Source organism: Enterococcus gallinarum, from assembly GCF_021496385.1.
Lineage (GTDB): Bacteria > Bacillota > Bacilli > Lactobacillales > Enterococcaceae > Enterococcus_D > Enterococcus_D gallinarum.
On record NZ_CP050816.1, the window covers coordinates 1317025 to 1340169 of the forward strand.

Below are 23145 nucleotides of genomic sequence, written 5' to 3' on the forward strand. Positions count from 1 at the left end.
ATGGCAGATCCTTTTGGTTTCTTAAAATACCCTCGAAAAGAAAATCCGTATCGTCCGGTAGCAGAGCGGATCACTGATTGGCAAGAACTGCAAGAACCATTGCCAGCAAGTGAGCGACAAGAACAAGCAGCAAGATGTATGAATTGTGGCATTCCTTTTTGTCATACCGGTTCTTTCTATGGTGGGCAACGGACAGTATCTGGATGCCCCAACGATAATTTGATTCCTGAATGGAATGATCTTGTTTATCAAGGCAGGTTTCAAGCGGCTTTTGAACGGTTAGCGAAAACGAATCCATTACCTGAAATGACCGGACGGGTTTGTCCAGCTCCTTGTGAGAAAGGCTGCACGGAGGCACTAAATGGGAGCGGGGTCACGATTCATGACAATGAGCGTTTCATTATCGACACTGCATTTGATAATGATTGGGTCCGAGCATCGGGAGAACCGCAAGCAGCAACTGGTTTCAAAATCGCCATCATTGGCAGTGGACCAGCTGGTCTATCCGCTGCTTGGCGCTTGCATCAGTTAGGTCATCAAGTGACGGTTTATGAACGCAGTGATCGTTGCGGGGGGTTGCTGATGTATGGTATCCCTAATATGAAACTAGATAAAACAGTGGTTCAGCGCAGAATCGATTTGATGGCAGAACTAGGCGTGACGTTCCTAACGAATGTCGAAGTCGGCCGCGATATTTCTGCTGAAGAATTAGAAGCTGCTTATGATCGTGTTATTATTTCTACTGGCGCCAGTGTTCCGCGGGATTTAAAGATTCCAGGAAGGTCTTTGACAGGTATTCAGTTTGCTGTTGATTATTTGACAGCAGCAACCAAAGAGGTATTGAACCATGGAAAAGCTGCGAATGAATCCTTGGCAGGCAAACACGTGGTCGTGATCGGCGGTGGAGATACCGGAAATGATTGCTTAGGGACTGCGATGCGCCAAGGGGCTGCTTCTGTTCGTCAGTTGGAAATCACGCCACAGCTTCCACCACAGCGTTTAGCTGAAAATCCATGGCCTGAATACCCAATGACAGCTAAAATCGGGTATGGTCAGGAAGAAGTTGCTGCGGTTCTACAGGAACATACGTATCACAGCATTTCGACGACTGCTTTTGTAGGAGCGGAACGGGGACAGGTGATTGGGATCGAAACAGTCAAAGTAGATGAGAATTTTCAGCCAATCTCTGGTACAGAGCAAGTGATGAAAGCCGATTTAGTTTTGTTGGCAATGGGTTTCTTAGGTCCAGAAACACACTTGTTAGACACCTTCAATGTCCGTGAAATCTATGATGATTATACAACCAATAATGAACGAGTTTTGGTAGCTGGTGATGCAAAAAGAGGTCCTAGCTTAGTGATTTGGGCAATTCGAGAGGGGCGGCTCGCTGCGGAGAAAGTCGATCAATCGCTGAGGGCCTTGATTTATCAACAAATTTAGCAAAAACAACGGGAAAAATGCGACAGATACGACAAATAAACCGAAGGCTATCTCTGAAAAGCGATGCGCAATCTTGCGCGAAGGACGAATCGTCCAAGAAGCTTAGCAGGTATCCTTCGGTTTTGTTGAATCTTTCGTCACCTAGCAGATACTTTGTACTGTGCCCGCGGTCCGCCGATATATTTGGGGCGTGAGCCTAATGCAGTCACATGAGCTGCACCTAACGTTTTGATACTTGGCCGAATAGGGATCTGTACGTGTTTGACATGCATGCCGATGGCAGTATCACCAATATCGATGCCAGCTTTCGCAACGATATGCTCCACTTCAACGGGATCATCAAACAAGCGAAATGCCGCTACAGAACAAGCACCTCCCGCATGAAGTGCAGGGACAACTGCCACTTCTTCTAATTGATAATACTGAGCAGTGCTACGCTCTACAGCTAATGCACGGTTCAAGTGTTCGCATCCTTGAACCGCTAAGCGAATGCCAAGCGGATCCAACACCTCTTTAATGGTCTTAATAATGATGTATCCTACTTCTTCGCTGGAGTTTTTGCCGATCATCCCGCCAACGACTTCGCTAGTAGAACAGCCTAAAACAAATAAATCATTTTGCGTTAAGTGTGCTGCGTCAATTACTTCAGTTGTGATGGTTACTAAGTCATTTTTAAGTTGATGAAAATCATTCATTGGAATCTTACCTCTCATTCAAAGAAAATTTTTGCGTTCGTTTTAAATAATTGACAAGCGGAAATGCTACCAATATACCAAAAACATTTTGAAGGCTATTGCTGAGAATCGAAGCAATGCCTGCTCCAAAGCCAAACATGATGGTCGTTGCTGCGGCATAGCCTAAAATCATCGTCACGCTTCCCAAACAAAGTGCCAGCAGGGGATAGTGACGAAAACGACCAGTAAGGTAGCCTTGGCAGCCATGGATCAAAATAGAAAACAATGCCCATTCTGGATAACCGGACAAAAAGTCGATCATTCCGCCGCTCAAGCTGCCGACGATCGCACCTGAAGGACCGCCTAATAGAAGAGCCGTGGTATAGATGCCGGCTTCGCAAAGGGTCACGACACCTTTTGTCTGAGGAACTGGCAGGACAAATAATAAAGAAAGAGCGGTAGTCAGTGCTGTCAGCATAGCTAACGTTGTTAGTTTCTTGGTAGACATGAGGTAACTCCTTTCCTAAAATAAGCAAGTTGATCGACATTTCCTAAAGATTCTGTCAGCTGTAGCCCATTTTCAATGCCGGCAAAAACAAAGTCTTTGGCTTGCTGTACAGCATCTGTCATTGAGCGGTCAGTAGCCAAGAGCGCAGCGATGGCAGCGGATAACGTACAACCGGCGCCGTTCGTTGTCTGTTTGGGTGATTTTGGTGTCTCAAAAAAGAAAAAGTCATCCCCATCATAGAGCAGGTCGCAGGCTTGCAGCCCGTTCAGACGAGCGCCACCTTTGATCAACACAAAAGCAGGCCCAAGTGCTTTGATTTTTTTGGCAGCTATCTTCATTTCTTCCCGAGTAGTAATGGCTTGATTTGCGAAATATTCTGCTTCAACCAAATTGGGAGTAACGATAGTGGCTAAGGAAAATAAGGATTGCAGGGCGTGTTGATACTCTTGATTGGCTTTTGTCTGTCCTTCTTTAAAAGCTAAGACTGGATCTAAGATGATCGGGCAGTCTTGGGTCACTAGGAAATTTTTCACTAATTCGATCGTTTCCAGTGTATGTAATAGGCCGATTTTGATGGCTGCTAAACGGGTGAAAGCTTTAACTGAAGCTAATTGGTCCTTCAGCGTTGCAGGAGGGATATCATAAATGGTGATTTCCTCATTGATGGCTGCGACACAAGTGAGCACCATGTGACCAAAGGTATTGAATTCTTCAAAGGTCTTGATATCTGCAGTGGCACCACCACCTGCTAAGCTGTCTAAGCCAGCAATGGTCAATACTTGTTTCATTGATTCACATCCTTTAGTCTTTCGTTTTATTATAGCGAATGGAGCAAAAATAAAAACAGCCAATTGGCTGTTTTTTTACCCATCCAATTGGCTGCTGCTTATTGATTATTTAGTAAGTTCCGTTCACGATACCATTCATCTGGTTTCCAAATCCATTCAAAGCCATCAGCTGCTAATAGATCATAGGCGGCTTTTGGTCCCATGGTCCCTGCTGAATAGTTCGGAAAATCAGGTGTTTCTTTATCCCAAGCATGTCGGATGACATCGACGATGCGCCATGATTGAGCAACTTCGTCCCAATGAGTAAAGTTGGTGCCGTCCCCATTCAAAGCATCTAAGAGCAATTTTTCATAGGCTTCTGGCGTATTTTCTACGATTTCAGTACTATTGCGGTAATCTAGTTTAACAGGAAGGGTGTCGAATCCTTGACCGATTTCTTTGCCATTTAGAGAAAGTGAAAAGCCTTCCGTCGGTTGAATATAAATCGTCAAGACATTAGGTGCTAATTTCTTCTTGCTTTCGCAATCAGTCACATCTTTCTTGAAAACATTCACTGGGACTTGCTTGAAAACGATATTGATACGGGTGCCTTTCTCTGTTAAACGTTTCCCTGTGCGTACATAAAAAGGGACTCCTGACCAGCGGAAGTTGTCGATCAAAAACTTGCCTGCGACAAATGTTTCGGTGGCAGAATCTTCCGCAACATTCATTTCTTCACGATACCCAGCAAACTGCTGATCCTCTAATTGCCCGTGAGCATACTGTCCGCGGACAAAATTGGTTTTGACTTCTTCTTCTGAATAAATGCGAATCGCATTCAATGCTTTGATTTTTTCTGTACGGAGTTCTTTTTCTGAGAAAGCGACTGGTGGTTCCATAGCTAGCAAAGAGAGAATCTGCAAGATGTGGTTTTGGACCATATCCTTTAAGGCACCACTCTTATCATAATAGCCGCCGCGTTCTTCAACGCCGAGATCTTCAGCGATATTGATTTGAACATTGTCGATATAGCGGTTGTTCCATTGCGATTCAAAAATATTATTGGCAAAACGGATTGCAGAAATATTTTGGATCATTTCTTTTCCTAGATAGTGATCGATTCGATAGATCTCTTGCTCACTGAAAACTTGATTGATTTCTTCGTTCAATTGTTTCGCAGAGGCATAGTCACTTCCGAAAGGTTTTTCAATCACCACACGATGGTAGCCTTCGGTTTCAAGCATGCCTTGTGATTTTAAATGTGAGACGATGGTACCAAAGAAGTTTGGAGACATTGCCAGATAAAACAGTTGGTTTCCTTCAAGCTGATACTTCTGATCTAGAGAATCTGCCAGCTCTTTCAATGAGTCATAGTGAGTGGTATCTGTCACATCATGAGACTGATAATAAAAATGTGAAGCGAAAGTCTCAGCTTGTTCTTTTGACTCGATCAAATCTTCGATCGTTCCCATAACAACTTCACGGTAATGTTCATCTGACCAAGGACGGCGAGCCGTACCGATTACAGCAAAATCTTCTTTAAGATCGCCTTTTTTATACAAACGGAAGAGGGAAGGGTAAAGTTTGCGTTGTGCAAGGTCACCGGTTCCGCCAAAAATAGTAAAAAGCACCTTTTTTTCCATCGTTTTCACTCCTTACAATTTATCTACAAAAATCGTACTAGCTGCTTTATAACTGACAGCAATTTCTTTATCCGCATTTTTAATGGTGATCGGTCCTTCGTAGGCAGCCGTATCAATGATCTCAAACTCTTCATGAATGTTCAGGTCGATGGCTACCAGATAGTCCAACAATTCCCGTTCATCCAACACGCGAGCAATTCGGATCTTTGTCCCGACAGGGTAAGCACTCATCGTCGTTTTTTCTCCTTCGTGGACGGGTTGTCCCTGTTCGGGGATCATTCCGCCGTGAGGACAAAACTTAGGATGTCCTAGATAGGCTTCTAAATGATCAGCCAATGTCCCTGATGTGACATGTTCAAGTACCTCCGCATCATCGTGGACTTCATTCCAAGAATAATTCAAATGCTCCACTAAAAATACTTCCCATAAACGATGTTTACGAATGAGAGCACTTGCCGAAGCTAGTCCGCTTTCGGTCAATTGGACGCCTTGATAAGGAGAGTGTTCTACTAAGCCTTCTTTTAAAAGCTTAGAAATCATCTCGCTTACTGAAGCAGCAGACACATCCAGACCAGAAACGATTTGTTTGTTGTTGATTTTCTTCTGATCACCGCCCAATTCCAAGATGAGCTTCAAATAATCTTCGCGGTTTGGTGTCATGGTATTCATCCTCTCTTATCAAAGACTATCAAACTAAATTCTATCAAAAAAAGCCACAGATTACTACGGAAAAAACCGTGGGAAGAAGAAGGTTTTTTATAAACCGCTTTACTTTATTCGCTTATTCTGACAGTCAGTTTTTTAAGAAGAAGAAAACTGAGAGAATGATTCATCCTCTCAGCCTTTTTAGTGTGTATTAAGCCCAATCGCCATTTCTGAATACTGGGACTGTTGTGCCATCTTCTTTGATTCCATCGATGGACATTTGGGCAGATCCTACCATAAAGTCAACGTGTGTTTGGCTGCGGTTGAGACCAGCAGCGGCCAATTCTTCTTCGCTCATTTCTGTTCCGCCTTGTAAGCTGAATGCATAAGCCGAACCAAGAGCTAAGTGGTTTGAAGCATTTTCATCAAAAAGGGTGTTGAAGAAAATGATTCCGGATTGTGAGATTGGTGAAGGATCAGGAACAAGGGCCACTTCGCCTAAATGTTTTGCGCCTTCATCAATGGCTAATAATTTTGCTAAAACTTCTTCTCCTTGTTCTGCAGAGAAATCAACCACTTTCCCATCTTTAAAGGTGAACTTCATCCCAGAGATGATTGTTCCCGCATAGCTTAATGGTTTCGTACTTGAGATATAGCCATCGATGCGGCGGCTATCAGGAGCGGTAAAGACCTCTTCTGTTGGCATGTTTGCCATAAACTTTTCGCCACGGGCATTGAAGCTGCCGGCACCTTCCCATAAATGGTTCTTTGGCAAGCCGATAATAATGTCTGTGCCTGGGGCAGTATAATGCAACGCTGTGAATTGTTCTTCGTTGAGTTCATTGGCTTTTTCTTGCAACGTTTTATCATGATTCTTCCAAGCTGCCACAGGGTCTTCTTCATAGATGCGCGTTGTTTTGAAAATTTGATCCCAAAGCAAGTCTTGCGCTTCTTCTGGTGTTGCATCAGGGAAGACTTTTTGTGCCCAATCTTGACCAGCGGCTGCCACAACCGTCCAGCTCACTTTGTTGGCTTGGGTTGCTTTTCGCAAGTTAATCATGGCTTTCCCCGAGGCGGCTTGATAAGTCGCTACGCGGTCTGAATCTACACCTGCTAATGCATCGGGATTGGCTGAAACCACACTGATACGGCTCGCACCTTTTGCTACCCAATCGTCTGTTTGATCGATTTTGTATTGAGGAATCGTTTCCAAGCGATCGCTGTCGGCGTGGGCAAGAAATTCTTTTTGAACGACATCATCTGTCCATTGAACGATGACTTCTGCTGCCCCTAATGCATAGGCTTTTTTTGTCAAAAGGCGAGCCAAAGGTGCTTGATCAACAGCGATTTGGATGACGATCGTATGGCCTTTTTGAACATTGACGCCAACTTCTGTGATTAGTTGGGCATATTTCTCAAGATTTTGATTAAAATTTGGTAAAACCATTAAAATTCCTCCTAATTTTTCTAACTATAACTTTCTCTATGATAGCACTATCTTTTTTTGAAAACAAATGAAATCGAAGTCAAAAAAACAGATTTTTTCATGCTGAATTGGAAGCAAATAGGGACTAGGACAATCTTAAAAGTTGTTTTGCAATCTTAAAAAAACATGATACAATGAATAAAAGGTTTTTCTGAAAGCGATGTATAGCAGAATTAAGGAGATTAAAAAATTATGGCAAGAAAGAAAACAATTACTAGAGACCAGATTTTAAAAGCTGCCTATGAAGTTGTCGCAACCGAAGGATTCACACGTTTTACCGCACGTAATATTGCAGCGAAAATGAAGTGTTCAACCCAACCGATTTACTTAGAATTCAAAAACATGGATGACCTTAAAAGTGCCTTGATCAATCAAATTTATGATTATCTAGCAACAGAAGTATTTCCCATTGAGAGACGTGGGGACGTGATCGTCGATCTGACTTTGAATTACATTGGTTTTGCGAATAAAGAAAAACGCTTGTATCGCGCGCTTTACCTGGAAGAGTATGGCGGTGGCGATTCCATGCAAAAATTTTCTTTTGATTTATTCGTCAAATCTGTGAAAAAAGATCCGAAATATCAGGATTTAACAGAAGTCGAACTGAAATCATTGCATACGGGTGTATGGATCGTTGCCACTGGATTAGCCGCATTGATGTCTTCGGGAATTCTTCATCCGACGGAAGACCAAATTGCAAAATTGATGACCGAGACCGCAGAAAATATCATTCATCGAGAAACACCGATTGATATTTCATACAAGTCATTCGATCAATAATTAAATCATACGTAAAGAGAAAAAAGCATGTACCCAGCGTGGGATACATGCTTTTTTATGTATGCGCATCAAAGAGATGCAACGATTTTTTTCGCAAAGTCTTCTAAGTTTTGAATGTCTTCTTCTTCGGCAGCCAAATCAACTTTGACGCTTTCTGCTCCTTTGATAGCACCGGTCTTGGCAAAAGCTGCTTCAAAATCATCGACAGATTTGCAAAAATCATCGTAGAACGTGTCACCTGAACCGCAAACACCAAATGTTTTTCCACTCAGGTCTAATTCTTGCAAGTCTTCATAGAAATCAACGATCTCGTCTGGCAGTTCACCATCACCATAGGTATAAGTGGCTACAATGCAAATATCTGCCTCTTCGAATTCATCGGCATCTACTTGCGTACATTCATTGATATCTACCTCAATAGCCAGATTTTCAAGTGCTTCTGCAACGATATCAGCTATTTCTTCGGTGTTGCCTGTCATGCTTGCGTAAACGATTTTAGCTAAAGTCATAAATAAGTCCTCCGATCCTTTAACGGTCAACAGTAAAAACCCTCTCTGATTATAGCAAACCCAGTCAAGAATAACAATTCTTGAAAAAAGTCTTAGGTGAATCAGCAGACTTTGTAAAATTCTTGCTTTCTATGGTAAAATAAGAGGAATTTAAATAAGGGAGACGAGAAAATGATAACATTAAAATCTGCCAGAGAGATTGATCAAATGGCTGAGTCCGGCGCATTACTTGCGGACGTTCATAAACAACTTCGTACGTTTATTAAACCAGGGATCACTAGCTGGGATATCGAAGTATTTGTGAGAAATTATATTGAAAGCCATGGCGGAATCGCTGCACAGATCGGCTTTGAAGATTATAAATATGCGACTTGCTGCAGCATCAACAATGAGATTTGTCATGGGTTTCCCCGAAAAAAAGTATTAAAAAATGGTGATCTGATCAAAGTAGATATGTGTATTGATCTAAAAGGCGGAATCTCCGATTCTTGCTGGAGTTATGTCGTAGGTGAATCGACCCCAGAAATCGATCGTTTAATGGAAGTAACGAAAAAAGCGATGTATTTGGGAATCGAACAAGCACAAGTTGGGAATCGAATCGGTGATATTGGTCATGCGATCCAAACGTATGCGGAAGGTGAAGGCTATGGTGTTGTCCGTGATTTTGTCGGTCATGGCATTGGTCCAACGATCCACGAAGCACCAATGATTCCTCATTATGGCGAAGCAGGGAAAGGCCTGCGCTTGAAAGAAGGGATGGTCATCACGATCGAGCCGATGATCAACACAGGAACTTGGAAAATGAAGATGGATCCAAATGGTTGGACAGTGTACACACTTGATGGTGGATTGAGTTGTCAATATGAGCATAGCTTAGCTATCACAAAAGATGGTCCACGGATCTTGACTTCTCAAGGAGAAGAAGGAACCTACTAGAAAAGAATGGACGGATGTCGGAGGAACCCCAAATGAAATGGATCGATAAGGCGAAAAGCAATCAAAAGCTTATGCGATTTATAGAAACGACACAAACGCGGATCACGGAATCTGAAATGGGAACGACCTCAGTTGTCGTAGCCTATTATTTATTACTATCCTTGTTTCCATTGCTGATCGCGATCGGAAACTTGCTGCCTTTTCTTTCAATCGCTCCTAGTAACGTGCTGCCCTATGTCCAAGAATTGATTCCTGGTCAAGTGTATGAATTTATCGGACCGGCCATTGAGAATCTGCTGACTTCTGGTTCCGGCGGCTTGTTGTCTATTTCGGCACTTGCAGCTCTTTGGTCAGCCAGCCAAAGCATCAATGCATTACAAATTGCCATGAACAAAGCGTTTGGTGTCGATCAGCGTTCGAACTTTATTGTTGTTCGTGCGGTCTCTTTTGTCATTATTCTCTTGTTTATGATTGCAATCGTAGGTGTGACGATGGTTATTGGTTTAGGGAAGATCATTTTGGACTTTCTACAACCAATCTTCCATATTCAAGATGATTTGATTGCTACCTTCCAAACTGTCAAATGGCCTTTGACGATCATTGCGTTGCTGTTTATCTTGATGCTAATCTACTGGTTGGTGCCTAATGCCAAAGTAAAACTTCGGTCAACGCTTCCTGGCGCAGTATTTGCTACTGCGGGCTGGATGTTGCTGTCGCAAGTGTTCGGCTTATATGCCCGCTTTTTTGCTGCTAGGATCAGCGGCTATCAAATCATCGGGAGTTTCATTGTGTTGATGATTTGGCTGAATCTGGCAGCAACGATCATTATTTTAGGCGGCATCATCAACGCAGTTGTGGAAGAATATTTATCGGGACAAGAGATCAAAGAACGAAAAGATCCCGTGGAACGTATCTCATCAAAACTTGAAGATACATTTTCCAATAAGGAGAAATAAATGAAAGTGAGAATGAGCGATGGAATTTGCATTTAAATTTATTGTACGTCTTTTCATCACGATGATCATATCTTTGATATTGACGCCCATCATTAAATTGATATCCTTTAAAATTGGTGCAGTCGATCGCCCAGGAGAACGACGAATCAACACCAAAACAATGCCTACAGCAGGAGGACTTAGTATTTTCCTGTCCTTCTCTTTTGCCTTGCTTTGGGAGTTTCGCGAGATGATCCCATTTAACTATGTCTGGCCAATGCTCTTAGGAGCCGCGATCGTTGTAGTGACTGGTTTGCTTGACGATATCTTTGAGCTCTCTCCATTACAAAAGGTCTGTGGGTTAACGCTAGCGGCTTTGGAAATCTATTTTGTGGCGGGGATCAAGATCAGTACTGTGTCGATTCCTTATATCGGTGTATTCGATTTAGGGTGGTTAGGCCTGCCAATGACAATTTTATGGATATTGGCAATCACAAATGCTGTCAATTTGATTGATGGGTTAGATGGACTGGCTAGTGGAGTATCGATCATCAGTTTGATAACGATTGGGATTATCAGTTACTTCTTTTTACCTGATTCAGTAGCTGTTTCAATGGTGATCTTTACTTTAGTCGCTGCCATCGTGGGATTCTTTCCCTATAACTTTTATCCAGCAACGATTTTTCTGGGTGATACGGGTGCTTTATTCTTAGGGTTTATGATTTCCGTTCTCTCATTGCAAGGGTTGAAGAATGCGACGTTTATAACCGTGATTACGCCTATGCTGATTCTGGGCGTACCAATCACCGATACTGTCTATGCGATGATTCGACGGAAGTTCAACAAACAAAAAATTTCTTCTGCTGATAAAATGCATCTTCATCATCGCTTGCTTTCTTTAGGATTCACTCATCGGGGAGCAGTATTGACAATCTATGCGTTAGCAATGGTATTTTCTTTTATTGCACTGTTGATGAACTATGCCAGTAATACGGCAATTATTCTACTGATCATTAGTACCGCATTTGGGATTGAATTATTTATTGAATTGATTGGTTTGGTGGGAGAGAATCGCCAACCATTGATGTGCGCCTTGAAATTTCTAGGTAATCGGCGCTTTCGTCAGGAAGTTTTGACAAAGAGAACAGGCGACTCACTAGAAACAACCGAGGAGCCAATAAAGGAACCAACAGAATCAAAAACCCCTCAGCGGACCTCGCGCAGAAAACGACGGGCTAGGCATAAAAAATAATCTCGGTCCATCAGTAAAAGAACGATCCTCACATGACATGTTCAGTTGAAGCTGAAAGTCACGTGTGGGTCGTTTTTTTTGTATCTATCCCTAAAAGGATTGTTTGCGCAAATCGATTATTTCAACGTTACGATCGACAACGCCAGATTCTGTTTCTAACATAATTGATTGGAAACGCTCATTTAAATTAAGCTTTGGTTCTTGGTCAAAATAATTGGCTGTATAGTCTTTGATATAAATAGGTCCAACCGCAGATGAGAGAGTAATGGTGTAAGGTGCGGGAACCTCTTTGTCTGAGACCAGCAAGAAACGAAAACTTGTATCGAGAGAACAGATTCCTAATTTCGAATAAGGTCCGACACCGTCATCCAGATCCAGCAGTAAAGCACCCTCATTGCTATGATATCCTTCTAGTTTGTTGATGACTGCTTGTGACATTTTTAGTTCCATCATGTGTTCCTCCTTCTTTCTCTTCATTTTCATTCTAAGAGCATTTCCCTCAGAACAAAAGTAATCTGCTTTCAGCTTATTGACGTCTTGAGGCTAAAACGTCTATACTGAATGAGAAGTTATTTCAGTGAAGAAAGAAGGATGGTCAATGCCAAGTGTACAGCAACGAGAAACAGAAAAAATGGGAACAGTTTATGAAGTTGAAAATGATAGCGGTGTCAAACTTGTAACAAGCCCGGAAGGAGCACGCTTACTGGATTGGATCGTGCCGATTGATGGCGGCCGAGACTTAGTTGTTGGGTATGATACGATCGCAGGACACCAGAAAGCGCGTTATTATGGCGCAACGATTGGGCCAGTTGCCGGCAGAATTGCAGGAACCCGATTTACTATCGACGGGAAAGAGTATCAAACAGAAGATAATGATAATGGCAATACATTGCATGGCGGATTTAAGGGATTGGATACCGATACTTGGAAAGCTGAAACATTTGAAACAGAAACCGCAGCTGGCGTAATTTATCGGACAGAACGCAAAGACGGCGATAGTGGATTTCCGGGCAATGTTTCATACACAGTGACTTATACATTGGAAAATGATGATTCATTTACGATTACTTACGATGCCACAACCGATCAGCCTACACTATATAATCCCACGAATCATGGCTATTTCAATTTGACCGGTGACACTAGAAATCCAATCGATGATCACATGGTTCAAATCAATGCAGAATATGTGGCTGAAACGAATCCTGATGTCACAACAACAGGAAAAAAACAACCTGTTGCTGATACGAAGTTTGACTTTCGTGTAGCACGAAAAATGGGCACAACATTACTTGATGATCCATTCTTATTGGATCATACTCAGGACTGGGACTTGAAAGTGACGAGCCCTGATGAAAAAGTTTCCATCACAGTTACAACGGATCGACCGGCTGTAGTCATCTATACCACACGAGATGGCGAAGAAGGAGCACCAATGAAAACCGGACCTTTTGCAAACCATGGCGGAATGGCTATTGAAACCCAAGGCGTTCCTGGAACAGAAAAATATCCTCAGTTTGGGGAGATCCTCTTACGTCCAGAAAAACCTTTCCATTCTGTGACTCGTTATCGTGTTTTTTATTAATCCTAGATAATATATGACCTCTGTCAGTTGATCTCAAACACTGCAGAGGTTTTTTTTTGACAATTTTCGATTACAGATGTAAACTTAAATCGTAAACAAGCAAGGAGGAAAAAATATGCAATCATCAAGTGCTCCTATAAAAATCAGTGATTCCGAATGGGAGATCATGCGAGTGATTTGGACATTAGGAAAATCCGATGCCCAAGAAGTCACGGCACTTCTTAGCGAATCCAAAGACTGGAAAACAGCAACCGTTAAAACATTATTAGGCCGTCTAGTGAAAAAAAGCGTATTGCGGACAGAAACCCAAGGAAAAAAATTTGTTTATTATCCTTTGGTTTCCGAGGATGCTACGATTCAAAGTGCCACAGAGAGTTTATTCTCTCATATCTGTGCAAAAAAAATCGGCCAAACATTGGCAGAAATGATTCGTGAATCGGAACTAACGAATGAAGATCTAACAATGTTGGAAGAGGCACTGGCGCAAAAAGAACCGGTAGCCGCTATTGCTTGCAACTGTATACCGGGACAATGTCAATGTACAATGAATGAAGGAGAATAAATCATGAAAAAAATCTATCACATTGAAGGAATGAGCTGCGACCACTGTGTTGCTCGGGTAGAAAAAGCAATGTCTGAAGTGCCAGGTGTCAAAAAAGCAAAGGTAAATTTAAAGAAAGCCAATGCCAAAGTCAAATATGACGAACAACTTGTTACAGATGATGACATCATCGCTAAAGTAACGGAGGTGGGGTACACAGCCACGGTTGAATAAGTCTCTCGCTGCTGTTCTTGAAAGATATGGAATGAAAAAAGTTCATTTAATTGTTTGCGGAAAGACGATAGGCAACTTCTGTCACCCCCAACGCGTTCCAGCAGGGCGCAAAACTTTCCAGCAAAAAGGAGGAATTTGAGATGAGCCATAACGAAATGGACGGAGGACATTCGGAAATGGATCACAGTAAGATGGATCACAGTAAGATGGATCACAGTAAGATGGATCACAGTAAGATGGATCACAGTAAGATGGATCACAGTAAGATGGATCACAGTAAGATGGATCACAGTAAGATGGATCACAGTAAGATGGATCACAGTAAGATGGATCACAGTAAGATGGATCACAGTAAGATGGATCACAGTAAGATGGATCACAGTAAGATGGATCATAGTAAGATGGATCACAGTAAGATGGATCACAGTAAGATGGATCACAGTAAGATGGATCATAGTAAGATGGATCATAGCCACATGGATCATGGCATGAGTGGAATGGATCATAGTATGCATATGGGGAATTTCAAACAAAAGTTTTGGCTTTCCTTGGTTTTAGCAATCCCGATTATTCTTTTATCCCCTATGATGGGGCTTGAATTGCCTTTTCAGTTCACTTTTCCAGGGTCTGACTGGCTAGTGATGATTTTAGCCACGATTTTGTTCTTCTATGGCGGTCAGCCTTTCTTGAGCGGAGCGAAGATGGAACTGCAGCAAAAGAGTCCAGCAATGATGACGTTGATTGCTATGGGGATCACAGTCTCTTATGTCTATAGTATTTACGCGTTTATCGCGAATCATTTCATGCATGGCGCACATGTCATGGACTTCTTTTGGGAACTGGCTTCATTGATCGTAATCATGCTTTTAGGACATTGGATCGAGATGAACGCTGTGTCCAATGCAGGGAATGCATTGCAAAAATTAGCTGAATTATTGCCTGATGAAGTAACTCGTAAAAAGGCAGATGGTTCTGAAGAAAAGATACCACTGGACACAGTGAAGAAAAATGATCGTTTGATCGTACGAGCGGGTGACAAAATCCCTACAGACGGTATCATCAAAGAAGGGACAACCACGATTGATGAATCCGCAGTTACGGGTGAGTCCCGTAGAGTAGCGAAAGAGTCCGGTTCGAAGGTAATCGGGGGTTCCGTGAATGGAAATGGAACGATTACTATTGAAGTAACAGGAACCGGTGATGAGAGCTATCTTTCAAAAGTAATGGAAATGGTTCGTCAAGCGCAGGCGGATAAATCAAAATTGGAAGCTTTGTCAGATAAAGTGGCAAAATGGTTGTTCTATATTGCATTGGTCGTCGGAATTACCGCATTTGTAATTTGGGTGTTCGCAGCGGATTTGCCAACAGCGCTGGATCGGATGGTAACTGTTTTTGTCATTGCCTGTCCTCATGCACTTGGATTAGCCATTCCGTTGGTTGTCGCACGTTCGACATCAATTGCTGCTAAAAACGGCTTATTGTTAAAAAATCGTAATGCACTGGAAAATGCCCATGATCTAGACTATTTGTTACTTGATAAAACCGGTACTTTAACACAAGGAACTTTCTCGGTCACAGGAATTGAAAGCTTTGGTGACTATACAGCAGATGAACTACTAGCCTATCTAGCAGGGCTGGAACAATCGGCCAATCATCCTATTGCTGATGGCATCTTAGCGCAAGCAAAAAAGGAAAATATTCAGCCGAAGGAAGCGACTGGAATCCAAGCGCATTCTGGTATCGGGATCGAAGGGATGATTGCTGGGGAGAAATGGCAGATCGTCAATCAAAAAGGGATCGAAAAGTATCAGACAACCATTGATCCGGACCAATTGAATAAATATCAAGAACAAGGGAACACCATTAGCTACTTGGTGAAAGGCAATCAAGTCGAAGGATTCGTAGCTTTGGGAGACAAAATCAAACCAGAGGCGGTAAATTTCATCGAAACATTGAAGAAACAAGGGATTACACCAGTGATGTTAACTGGAGACAATCAAGCAGCTGCTAAGGCAGTGGCAACTTATCTAGGCATCGATGAGTATTTTGCTGAATTATTGCCAGAAGATAAAGAACGAATCGTTGCTGATTATCTGAATAAGAAACAACGGGTAGCGATGGTTGGTGATGGTATCAATGATGCACCAAGCTTGGCTCGGGCAACGATCGGTATTGCTATCGGCGCTGGAACAGATGTCGCGATTGATTCCGCAGATGTTGTTTTGACCAATAGTAACCCTAATGATATTCTGCATTTTCTTGAACTGGCTCATAAAACTAGACGAAAAATGATTCAAAACCTTTGGTGGGGAGCAGGGTACAATATTGTGACGATTCCCTTAGCTGCAGGAATCCTAGCACCAATTGGTATCATTTTAAATCCCGCTGTCGGCGCCGTTTTGATGTCACTAAGCACAATCGTAGTAGCAATCAATGCTATGACACTCAAAATTGATGAGTGACAAAAAACCGAATCGTTTGTTTCCATTGATTCTCTTGTAAGCAGGAGAACGACCGAAACAAACTGATTCGGTTTTTTAGTCAGTTGAGAATCGAAGATTCTTTGGTGATTTAACGGCAAAGCCGTCGAAATAAACCTACAATCGACCAGTGACTTTATGCTATAATGTGTTCGTTGAGACAAGGAGGACGTTGAGAATGGAACTGAAGAAGTTAGAGGTTCCCACTACTTCGATCACTGAAGTAAAAAAATCTCCGATGGATGTATTTAATCAAGCGAGAGAAGCGGGAACAGCAGTATATGTATTCAATCGTGAAAAAGTGGCGGGGGTCATGCTGACACAAGAGCAATATGAAACACTCTTACAGGAACTGGATCAACGGCCATTAGCGGAAGAAGAGCCGGATCAACCAGCTGTGGCGGGATTGGAAGAATTCTTACAGATTATGCGGCAAGCATTGATCACAGGGGCAACGATTTCTGCAAAAAATTTGGACGAACGAATGGTCGCATTAGGCTTTATTACCCGCAAAACAGGCTTTGGCGGTGTAGTTGACATGATCAATGAATTAAAAGAAACCGGAAAGATTGTCTATCAATTGCGCAAAAAGCCCGATGGAAAATCTGTCAGTGCCGAAGTCATCGGCGAGCAAGACAATCAAACGCAGCTTTTTGATAAATTGATCATCAAAAAAATATTCCTTAAAGAAAACTAACAGTTATGCTGCAGCATAACTGTTTTTTTGCGTAAGTGTAATAGTGTGAGTTTAGTCGATACCGATAGAAATAATGGCTGAGACAAAAGGTGTGAAAAGGATACTCCTGATTAGGATCAAAAAGTACCATCAGATAACAGCTAAGTCTCAGCCTTTTTCAGCGACCCACTAAGCAACCGTCAACCAATAGGTTTTACCATCTTTGGTTCGCTGCATGAATCCGTATTCGATCAAATAGCGGCGAACAGTGACGTAGTCAGCAATAAACTGTTTCAAAATATCATTGACGGCACTTTCGGAATAATTTTTTTGAGAATCAAATTTTTGAGCCAAAACACTCAATACCACGATTTTGCGTTTTTCCTTACTTGGAAATTGATGAATCACCCCATCTTGATCGAAGTAAGTCGCAATGATTTTTTCTCTTTCTTCGCTGGTGATTGCATAACGATCATCCAACATGGTTGCTCCTGTATGGGGAAGAACAAAATCTTGTTCCTCTAAATGTGCCATAATACTTAAAAAGACTTTCGCTTGCCGTTCTTTTTCTTTTAATTTAAAGCGGTGATTTCGTACTGTCGAATTAGAAATACCTAGACGTTGCGCGATGACGGCATCGCTGAGTCCTTGCGCAAATAATGATAAGATCTCTTGTTGGCTTTCTGACAAACCTGTCTGCTCGCGACTTAATGACAGCAATGCATTCAGTAAACCACCATGGACCTCATTTAGATGTAATAAGATGCATTTTTTGGCGGTATAAAAGCGATCAGAGGCTGGATAAATCTGTCCTTTTTCATAATTAACATCGCAGAATAGGCATTGATAATGTGTTTTTGTGGAACGATACCCATGTTCATAGTCAGACAAAGAGGTGGCGGGAATAGTATTCACTTTAATCATCTCCTTTTGTTTGTTTATATACTAACATTTATAAATATCGTTTGCAAATATATAAACAGATGAATTTTTATTTTTTGTTTTAGCGAAAGTATTAAATTACGGATCAAAATGTGATAGGATTAACAGCAATAACAAAAGGTAACTTTGTGTGGATAGGAGTGATACGATGACAGATGTCAGTCAACGTTTTAACAAAGAAGTCTATCAAATTGCTGTTTCTTTGATTCGAAAATTTGATGAGCGGGTATCTGGTATACCAGATATTTTGAAATTAACATTAGGCGAACCGGATTTCAATACACCGGATCATGTCAAAAATGCTGGTGTTCAAGCAATTGAGCAAAATTACAGCCATTACTCAGGAATGGCCGGGTTAACGGATGTTCGAGAAGCCGCAAGCCTTTTTTTAAAAGAAAAATATCAATTGAGTTATGATCCGTTATCAGAAGTATTAGTGACTATCGGTGCAACTGAAGCAATCTCTGCTTCTTTATTAGCAATTCTGGAACCAGGAGATAAAGTCCTTTTGCCAGCACCTATTTATCCCGGATATGAGCCCGTGATTCAACTAGCTCACGCTACCCCCATTTATTTAGATACCACAGCGAACGATTTTGTATTGTCACCGGAGATGTTGGAAGCGGCTTTGATTGAGCATGGGGATCAGGTCAAGGCGGTTATCTTAAATTATCCTAGTAATCCAACCGGCGTGGTTTATTCTCGTGAAGAAGTTCAAGCACTTGCGGAAGTTCTGAAAAAATATCCTGTGTTTGTCGTTAGTGATGAAATTTATAGTGAACTTTCTTACGACGCACCCCATGTATCGATCGCAGAATATTTACCGGAACAGACCATTTTGATCAATGGGTTATCAAAATCACATGCAATGACTGGCTGGCGGATTGGTTTTATCTTTGCTCCCGTTGCCTTAACTGCCCAAATTATCAAAGTTCATCAATATTTAGTAACGGCAGCCTCAACGATTTCACAAAAAGCAGCTGTAAGAGCGTTAGTTGAAGGAATCAATGATGCTGCAGTTATGAAAGCCGAGTACCGTCAGCGACGTGATTTTCTCTATGAAAAAATGACAGCATTAGGTTTTGAAATCGCCAAGCCGTCAGGAGCTTTCTATTTATTTGCAAAAATCCCAACCGGTTATGAACAAGATTCGATGGCATTCTGTGTTGATTTAGCAGAAAAAAACCAATTAGCAATCATACCAGGGATCGCATTCGGACCAGAAGCCGAAGGATATGTACGCCTAAGCTACGCAGCCAGCCAAGAGAACCTGCAAGAAGCCATGAAGCGACTAAGTAATTATATGAAGAAACAACCAAATCAATAAACACATCAGAGCGTCCCAATGGGACGCTCTTTTGCTGCGAATCACTGCGATTGACACTCGAAGAGTGGCAGAGTAGATGATGAGCAGTACTAGGCGATCAAAGAGAGCGTAGTCACATTCAAATGAATCACTGCGATTGACACTCGAAGAGTGACAGAGCAGATGATGAGCAGTACTAGGCGATCAAAGAGAACGTAGTCACATTCAAATGAATCACTGCGATTGACACTCGAAGAGTGGTATGCAAGTTCGTCTTAGCGCAAACGCGCTAGAAGCCAGTGCGAAGCAAAGTAAGTATAGTCCCAATATGGAGTCATAAAGAACAACACACAGCGGCACTTGCACCTTTTGCTTTTTTAAGAAGGAACCAGGCAAGCTCTTTTCACTTTAATGAAAAGAGAGGAACAATGACGAGCGATACGTTTTAATGTTTACAAAAGATTTACATGGGTTTATCTATTCTTTACTTTAAATCAATCATGGGTTTACAAGGGGTTGCTAAACTAAGCATATAACGAAAGGAGATTTAACAAATGAAAAAACTGGGATTCTTAATTTTAGCAACAGGACTATTACTAGCTGGCTGTGGAAATAGCGGATCAAATGCTGCTGATAGCGGTCAAGCATCAAATGAATCAAGTGCTTCAGGAGCAGCGTCTGGAAATGTAGAAATTTTGGCTGTTGGATCAACTGCACTACAACCATTAGTTCAAGCTGCACAAGAAAGTTTCACCTCTGAAAATCCAAACTATATGATTACTGTTCAAGGCGGCGGTAGCGGCACAGGACTGAGCCAAGTAGAAGCTGGTGCTGTAACAATCGGTAATTCTGATGTTTTTGCTGAAGAAAAAGACGGAGTAGATGCTAGCAAATTGGTAGACCATAAAGTCGCCGTAGTTGGAATGGCTCCTGTAGTGAATAAAGAAGTTGGTGTTAAAGATATCAGCAAACAGGACTTGATTGATATCTTCACTGGTAAAACCAAAAATTGGTCTGAACTTGGTGGAAAAGACCAAGAGATCGCAGTGATCAACCGTGCTTCTGGTAGTGGTACACGGGCAACATTTGAAAAATGGGGACTTGACGGGGCCGAAACAATTCAAACCCAAGAACAAGACTCTTCTGGAACGGTTCGCAAAATCGTTGCAGAAACACCAGGAGCAATCAGCTATCTTGCTCTATCTTATCTGGATGATTCTTTACAAGCATTAACGATTGACGGTGTTGAAGCAACTCCAGAAAATATTGCTACAAATGACTGGAAAATTTGGTCTTACGAGCATATGTATACAAATGGCGAACCAGATGCAAACGTCAAAACATTTCTTGATTACATGTTGAGTGACGATATTCAACAAGGTGTGGTGAAAGAATTAGGATACTTACCAATCACAGAAATGAAAGTTGAACGTAGTGTTGAAGGGGAAGTTACGAATATAAACTAAGAAACTATAGTTATCAATGAATAGTCAGAGACGAAAAGGGCAAATAAATGCCCTTTTTTTCTGTATTTTTATGCTTTTTTCCTATAAAATGAAAAGGAGTAAAATTGAAAGGGGAAAAAAATGTCAAAACAGACAAAATACTTTATATATATTTGTGCACTTTTGCCGCTACTGTTTTTAGGAAATACAGGAACTGTTTTAGCTATAGAAATTGAAAGCAGCAGTCAAACACTTACTACAGAAACAATGAATGAAACAAGTGCCTCTAACACCTCAACGACGGATAGCACAAGTACCGTGACATCAGATTCAGAGGGAGCTTCGAATACCAGTAGTTCAGAAAAGAGTAGTCAAGAAAGTACAAAAGAAGAAACACAAGCTTCAGATGAATCACAGCAAGAAACACAAGAAGAACCCGAAAAAATTTATGATGTTCAAGGTGGACTTGATCCGTCGAGCAGAAATCGTTCCGATTTGAAAGAACAGGTGGGCATTCAGCGGCGTTCTCTGCGTTCAGCAGACGTCGCGTTTATTGAAGCCGGAGACCCATCGACTCCTAGTCAGGATTTTATTGATGTCTCTTCTCACAATGGCATCATTAGCGTGGAACAATACAAGATTATCAAAAGTTATGGTATTTCTTCCGTGGTTGTGAAATTGACAGAAGCTACTTCTTATCGCAATCCATTAGCAGCATCTCAAATTGCGAATGCTCAAGCGGCAGGACTGGTAGTACATGCTTATCATTACAGTTGGTTCACGACAGAAGCGCAAGCTAAAGCAGAAGCCGAGTATTTTGTCAAATATGCCAAAGAATTGAAGCTGCCAACCTCAGCTTTGATGGTTAATGATATCGAGGACAATCAAATAATGGGAAAAGCAGATCATACTGCACTTTCTAAAGTATTTGCCAATCGTATCAAAGAATTAGGCTATAGTAATACCCATCATTACACTGGGGTACTTTGGGTCACTCAAAAAGCGATCGATCCTGCTGCACTTGGCTATAGTAATGTCTGGATCGCGAATTATCCGTATGTTCCTGCAGGACAAAAATTCACGGAATATAGTGCATGGCAGTGGACCTATAATCTTTCTTTCCCAGGAGTCAGTGGGACCTTCGATATGTCTTCTGACTATAAGAAATACTTTACTGGTCAGGGGCAAGGAGGAGCAATACCAGACAACCGCTACGCTACGATTACGAAAGATAACTACACGATTTGGCAGAATTTTTCTTGGAAGAAAAAAGCAAATTCAAAAGATTATTTGGGTCAAACGTTACAAATAAAATATCGTTACGAGCATATCAATGGTAGTACGTATTTTTCTGTGTACGATAATCAAGGTACTTGGATAGGTTATATTAATGCTGGTGGAACTAAGACAACTGATGGCGCACAAGGAAGTTGGCAGTCAAAAGAAACGTATGTAAAGTTTCGTTCGACCGGAACGGTTTATCGCAATTTTAATTTCGATTCCACAGCAATAGTATCAGAAGAAATGTTGAGGAATCTTTACAAGGTAACAGGCACCTATCGTCATTTTAATGGTGTCGTATATGATTCAGTATATGATCTCAATGGTAAATGGATCGGTTATATCGATTCTGCAAAGCTTAGTGTGGAGAATCAAGGTCCAGCTATTAGCGACGGACGCTATACAACAATCACTAGTGCAAATTACTCGATTTGGCAAAATTTTTCTTGGAAAATGCGTGCGTCAAGTAGTTCTTATTTGCACCAGACGCTAAAAATTAAATATCGTTATGAGCATTTGAACGGCAGCGTTTATTTTTCATTATATGACAATCAAGACAATTGGGTGGGTTATATTAATGCAAATGCCACGAAAGTTGCCGACAATGCAGCGGGTGCTGTGTTATCCAGTGGACAATACGGAACGGTTACTAGTAAAAATTATTCAATATGGCAAAATTTTTCTTGGAAAGAAAAAAATAAAAGTGCTAACGTTTATGGACAGACATTGCAAGTGAAACGCTATTATAATCATTTTAATGGCAGTACCTATTATTCTTTATATGATAATCGAGGTACTTGGCAAGGATATATTAATAGTGGTGGAATGAAGATGGCGGATAATGCAGCTGGGAGTGCACAAAGCTATCATAAGAAAATAAAGTTCACACAAAATTTTCCTTTGTGGCAAAACTTTAACTGGAAAAAGAAAAGTACCGTTACAGATGCAATGAAACAAGAGACGTATGAAGCAAGATATGTATATCGTCATTTTAACGGAAGCAATTACTTATCAATTTATGACAACAAAGGCATTTGGCAAGGTTATATTAATGAATCGGCCACTCGCCAAGTAAACTAA

22 protein-coding genes are annotated in these 23145 nt (G+C 41.5%); 13 read left to right on the forward strand and 9 right to left on the reverse strand.

Annotated elements, in window-relative coordinates:
• Entirely contained in the window at nt 1-1440 is a 1440-nt protein-coding gene (locus HED61_RS06305; protein ID WP_219645579.1) for a glutamate synthase subunit beta, read from the forward strand.
• 137 nt (nt 1441-1577) lie between these two features.
• Here the strand turns inward: HED61_RS06305 and HED61_RS06310 are convergent, their stop codons facing one another.
• From HED61_RS06310 to HED61_RS06335, 6 genes are all read right to left on the reverse strand, one after another.
• On the reverse strand, nt 1578-2135 hold the full coding sequence (locus HED61_RS06310; protein WP_081131242.1) for a TIGR01440 family protein: 558 nt from the start codon (nt 2133-2135) through the stop codon (nt 1578-1580).
• 7 nt (nt 2136-2142) lie between these two features.
• Complete coding sequence (locus HED61_RS06315) at nt 2143-2622, reverse strand: ECF transporter S component (protein ID WP_029487174.1); 480 nt, start codon at nt 2620-2622, stop codon at nt 2143-2145.
• Nucleotides 2604-3410: a hydroxymethylpyrimidine/phosphomethylpyrimidine kinase gene (locus HED61_RS06320; RefSeq protein WP_138371650.1), complete on the reverse strand. Its 807-nt coding sequence runs from the start codon at nt 3408-3410 to the stop codon at nt 2604-2606. The genes HED61_RS06315 and HED61_RS06320 overlap by 19 nt, the downstream gene beginning before the upstream one ends.
• Nucleotides 3411-3508: 98 nt before the next feature.
• Entirely contained in the window at nt 3509-5032 is a 1524-nt protein-coding gene (gene zwf, locus HED61_RS06325) for a glucose-6-phosphate dehydrogenase (protein WP_060815194.1), read from the reverse strand.
• Nucleotides 5033-5044: 12 nt separating this feature from the next.
• Nucleotides 5045-5692: a metal-dependent transcriptional regulator gene (locus HED61_RS06330; protein WP_005471905.1), complete on the reverse strand. Its 648-nt coding sequence runs from the start codon at nt 5690-5692 to the stop codon at nt 5045-5047.
• 196 nt (nt 5693-5888) lie between these two features.
• The gene (locus tag HED61_RS06335) at nt 5889-7124 is read right to left on the reverse strand and encodes an aminopeptidase (protein ID WP_003127656.1); all 1236 of its coding nucleotides are present in this window, start codon (nt 7122-7124) and stop codon (nt 5889-5891) included.
• A gap of 231 nt (nt 7125-7355) precedes the next feature.
• On the opposite strand from HED61_RS06335, the gene HED61_RS06340 reads away from it, so the two are divergent.
• Nucleotides 7356-7943 carry a TetR/AcrR family transcriptional regulator gene (locus HED61_RS06340; RefSeq protein WP_003127658.1) on the forward strand — a complete coding sequence of 196 codons (588 nt, stop codon included), beginning with the start codon at nt 7356-7358 and terminating at the stop codon, nt 7941-7943.
• Between the two features lie 68 nt (nt 7944-8011).
• Here HED61_RS06340 and HED61_RS06345 read toward each other — a convergent pair whose 3' ends face one another.
• Nucleotides 8012-8452: a flavodoxin gene (locus HED61_RS06345; protein ID WP_003127659.1), complete on the reverse strand. Its 441-nt coding sequence runs from the start codon at nt 8450-8452 to the stop codon at nt 8012-8014.
• A gap of 171 nt (nt 8453-8623) precedes the next feature.
• Here HED61_RS06345 and map point away from each other — a divergent pair, with 171 nt between their 5' ends.
• The 3 genes from map to HED61_RS06360 are packed head-to-tail and all read left to right on the forward strand — an operon-like array spanning nt 8624 to nt 11575.
• Complete coding sequence (gene map, locus HED61_RS06350; RefSeq protein ID WP_219645578.1) at nt 8624-9388, forward strand: type I methionyl aminopeptidase; 765 nt, start codon at nt 8624-8626, stop codon at nt 9386-9388.
• Nucleotides 9389-9420: 32 nt separating this feature from the next.
• Nucleotides 9421-10344: a YihY/virulence factor BrkB family protein gene (locus HED61_RS06355; RefSeq protein WP_003127661.1), complete on the forward strand. Its 924-nt coding sequence runs from the start codon at nt 9421-9423 to the stop codon at nt 10342-10344.
• 19 nt (nt 10345-10363) lie between these two features.
• On the forward strand, nt 10364-11575 hold the full coding sequence (locus tag HED61_RS06360) for a glycosyltransferase family 4 protein (RefSeq protein WP_003127662.1): 1212 nt from the start codon (nt 10364-10366) through the stop codon (nt 11573-11575).
• A gap of 90 nt (nt 11576-11665) precedes the next feature.
• Here the strand turns inward: HED61_RS06360 and HED61_RS06365 are convergent, their stop codons facing one another.
• Nucleotides 11666-12025 (reverse strand): iron-sulfur cluster biosynthesis family protein, encoded by a 360-nt coding sequence (locus HED61_RS06365; protein ID WP_021149466.1) that lies wholly within the window; start codon nt 12023-12025, stop codon nt 11666-11668.
• Between the two features lie 148 nt (nt 12026-12173).
• Between HED61_RS06365 and HED61_RS06370 the strand changes: the two genes are divergently transcribed.
• The 5 genes from HED61_RS06370 (at nt 12174) to HED61_RS06390 (ending at nt 17112) form a co-directional block, all read left to right on the forward strand.
• Entirely contained in the window at nt 12174-13160 is a 987-nt protein-coding gene (locus HED61_RS06370; RefSeq protein WP_005471910.1) for an aldose epimerase family protein, read from the forward strand.
• A gap of 115 nt (nt 13161-13275) precedes the next feature.
• On the forward strand, nt 13276-13722 hold the full coding sequence (locus HED61_RS06375; protein WP_147736034.1) for a CopY/TcrY family copper transport repressor: 447 nt from the start codon (nt 13276-13278) through the stop codon (nt 13720-13722).
• Between the two features lie 3 nt (nt 13723-13725).
• Nucleotides 13726-13935, forward strand: coding sequence for a copper chaperone CopZ (gene copZ, locus HED61_RS06380; protein ID WP_081131246.1), 210 nt, complete (start codon nt 13726-13728; stop codon nt 13933-13935).
• 311 nt (nt 13936-14246) lie between these two features.
• Nucleotides 14247-16397: a heavy metal translocating P-type ATPase gene (locus HED61_RS06385; RefSeq protein ID WP_270049399.1), complete on the forward strand. Its 2151-nt coding sequence runs from the start codon at nt 14247-14249 to the stop codon at nt 16395-16397.
• A 196-nt stretch (nt 16398-16593) separates the two neighbouring features.
• Nucleotides 16594-17112 (forward strand): prevent-host-death protein, encoded by a 519-nt coding sequence (locus HED61_RS06390; RefSeq protein ID WP_005471914.1) that lies wholly within the window; start codon nt 16594-16596, stop codon nt 17110-17112.
• A 168-nt stretch (nt 17113-17280) separates the two neighbouring features.
• On the opposite strand, the gene HED61_RS06395 is transcribed toward HED61_RS06390, so the two are convergent.
• The gene (locus HED61_RS06395) at nt 17281-18015 is read right to left on the reverse strand and encodes a DUF2087 domain-containing protein (RefSeq protein ID WP_219645623.1); all 735 of its coding nucleotides are present in this window, start codon (nt 18013-18015) and stop codon (nt 17281-17283) included.
• 166 nt (nt 18016-18181) lie between these two features.
• Between HED61_RS06395 and HED61_RS06400 the strand changes: the two genes are divergently transcribed.
• From HED61_RS06400 to HED61_RS06410, 3 genes are all read left to right on the forward strand, one after another.
• Nucleotides 18182-19360 carry a pyridoxal phosphate-dependent aminotransferase gene (locus HED61_RS06400; RefSeq protein ID WP_029487166.1) on the forward strand — a complete coding sequence of 393 codons (1179 nt, stop codon included), beginning with the start codon at nt 18182-18184 and terminating at the stop codon, nt 19358-19360.
• Nucleotides 19361-19893: 533 nt separating this feature from the next.
• The gene (locus tag HED61_RS06405; RefSeq protein ID WP_005471921.1) at nt 19894-20805 is read left to right on the forward strand and encodes a phosphate ABC transporter substrate-binding protein PstS family protein; all 912 of its coding nucleotides are present in this window, start codon (nt 19894-19896) and stop codon (nt 20803-20805) included.
• 120 nt (nt 20806-20925) lie between these two features.
• Nucleotides 20926-23145 (forward strand): GH25 family lysozyme, encoded by a 2220-nt coding sequence (locus tag HED61_RS06410; protein WP_219645622.1) that lies wholly within the window; start codon nt 20926-20928, stop codon nt 23143-23145.

Excerpts from the sequence above, each read along its gene's own strand:
- HED61_RS06395 (WP_219645623.1), bottom strand. The coding sequence starts at position 18,015 with ATGATTAAAGTGAATACTATTCCCGCCACCTCTTTGTCTGACTATGAA.
- HED61_RS06330 (WP_005471905.1), bottom strand. The coding sequence starts at position 5,692 with ATGACACCAAACCGCGAAGATTATTTGAAGCTCATCTTGGAATTGGGC.
- HED61_RS06370 (WP_005471910.1), top strand. The coding sequence starts at position 12,174 with ATGCCAAGTGTACAGCAACGAGAAACAGAAAAAATGGGAACAGTTTAT.
- HED61_RS06385 (WP_270049399.1), top strand. The coding sequence starts at position 14,247 with ATGGATCACAGTAAGATGGATCACAGTAAGATGGATCACAGTAAGATG.
- HED61_RS06355 (WP_003127661.1), top strand. The coding sequence starts at position 9,421 with ATGAAATGGATCGATAAGGCGAAAAGCAATCAAAAGCTTATGCGATTT.
- HED61_RS06410 (WP_219645622.1), top strand. The coding sequence starts at position 20,926 with ATGTCAAAACAGACAAAATACTTTATATATATTTGTGCACTTTTGCCG.
- HED61_RS06405 (WP_005471921.1), top strand. The coding sequence starts at position 19,894 with ATGAAAAAACTGGGATTCTTAATTTTAGCAACAGGACTATTACTAGCT.
- HED61_RS06345 (WP_003127659.1), bottom strand. The coding sequence starts at position 8,452 with ATGACTTTAGCTAAAATCGTTTACGCAAGCATGACAGGCAACACCGAA.
- HED61_RS06400 (WP_029487166.1), top strand. The coding sequence starts at position 18,182 with ATGACAGATGTCAGTCAACGTTTTAACAAAGAAGTCTATCAAATTGCT.
- HED61_RS06375 (WP_147736034.1), top strand. The coding sequence starts at position 13,276 with ATGCAATCATCAAGTGCTCCTATAAAAATCAGTGATTCCGAATGGGAG.
- HED61_RS06310 (WP_081131242.1), bottom strand. The coding sequence starts at position 2,135 with ATGAATGATTTTCATCAACTTAAAAATGACTTAGTAACCATCACAACT.
- HED61_RS06315 (WP_029487174.1), bottom strand. The coding sequence starts at position 2,622 with ATGTCTACCAAGAAACTAACAACGTTAGCTATGCTGACAGCACTGACT.
- zwf (WP_060815194.1), bottom strand. The coding sequence starts at position 5,032 with ATGGAAAAAAAGGTGCTTTTTACTATTTTTGGCGGAACCGGTGACCTT.
- HED61_RS06365 (WP_021149466.1), bottom strand. The coding sequence starts at position 12,025 with ATGGAACTAAAAATGTCACAAGCAGTCATCAACAAACTAGAAGGATAT.
- HED61_RS06340 (WP_003127658.1), top strand. The coding sequence starts at position 7,356 with ATGGCAAGAAAGAAAACAATTACTAGAGACCAGATTTTAAAAGCTGCC.
- HED61_RS06320 (WP_138371650.1), bottom strand. The coding sequence starts at position 3,410 with ATGAAACAAGTATTGACCATTGCTGGCTTAGACAGCTTAGCAGGTGGT.
- HED61_RS06335 (WP_003127656.1), bottom strand. The coding sequence starts at position 7,124 with ATGGTTTTACCAAATTTTAATCAAAATCTTGAGAAATATGCCCAACTA.
- HED61_RS06305 (WP_219645579.1), top strand. The coding sequence starts at position 1 with ATGGCAGATCCTTTTGGTTTCTTAAAATACCCTCGAAAAGAAAATCCG.
- map (WP_219645578.1), top strand. The coding sequence starts at position 8,624 with ATGATAACATTAAAATCTGCCAGAGAGATTGATCAAATGGCTGAGTCC.
- HED61_RS06390 (WP_005471914.1), top strand. The coding sequence starts at position 16,594 with ATGGAACTGAAGAAGTTAGAGGTTCCCACTACTTCGATCACTGAAGTA.
- HED61_RS06360 (WP_003127662.1), top strand. The coding sequence starts at position 10,364 with ATGGAATTTGCATTTAAATTTATTGTACGTCTTTTCATCACGATGATC.
- copZ (WP_081131246.1), top strand. The coding sequence starts at position 13,726 with ATGAAAAAAATCTATCACATTGAAGGAATGAGCTGCGACCACTGTGTT.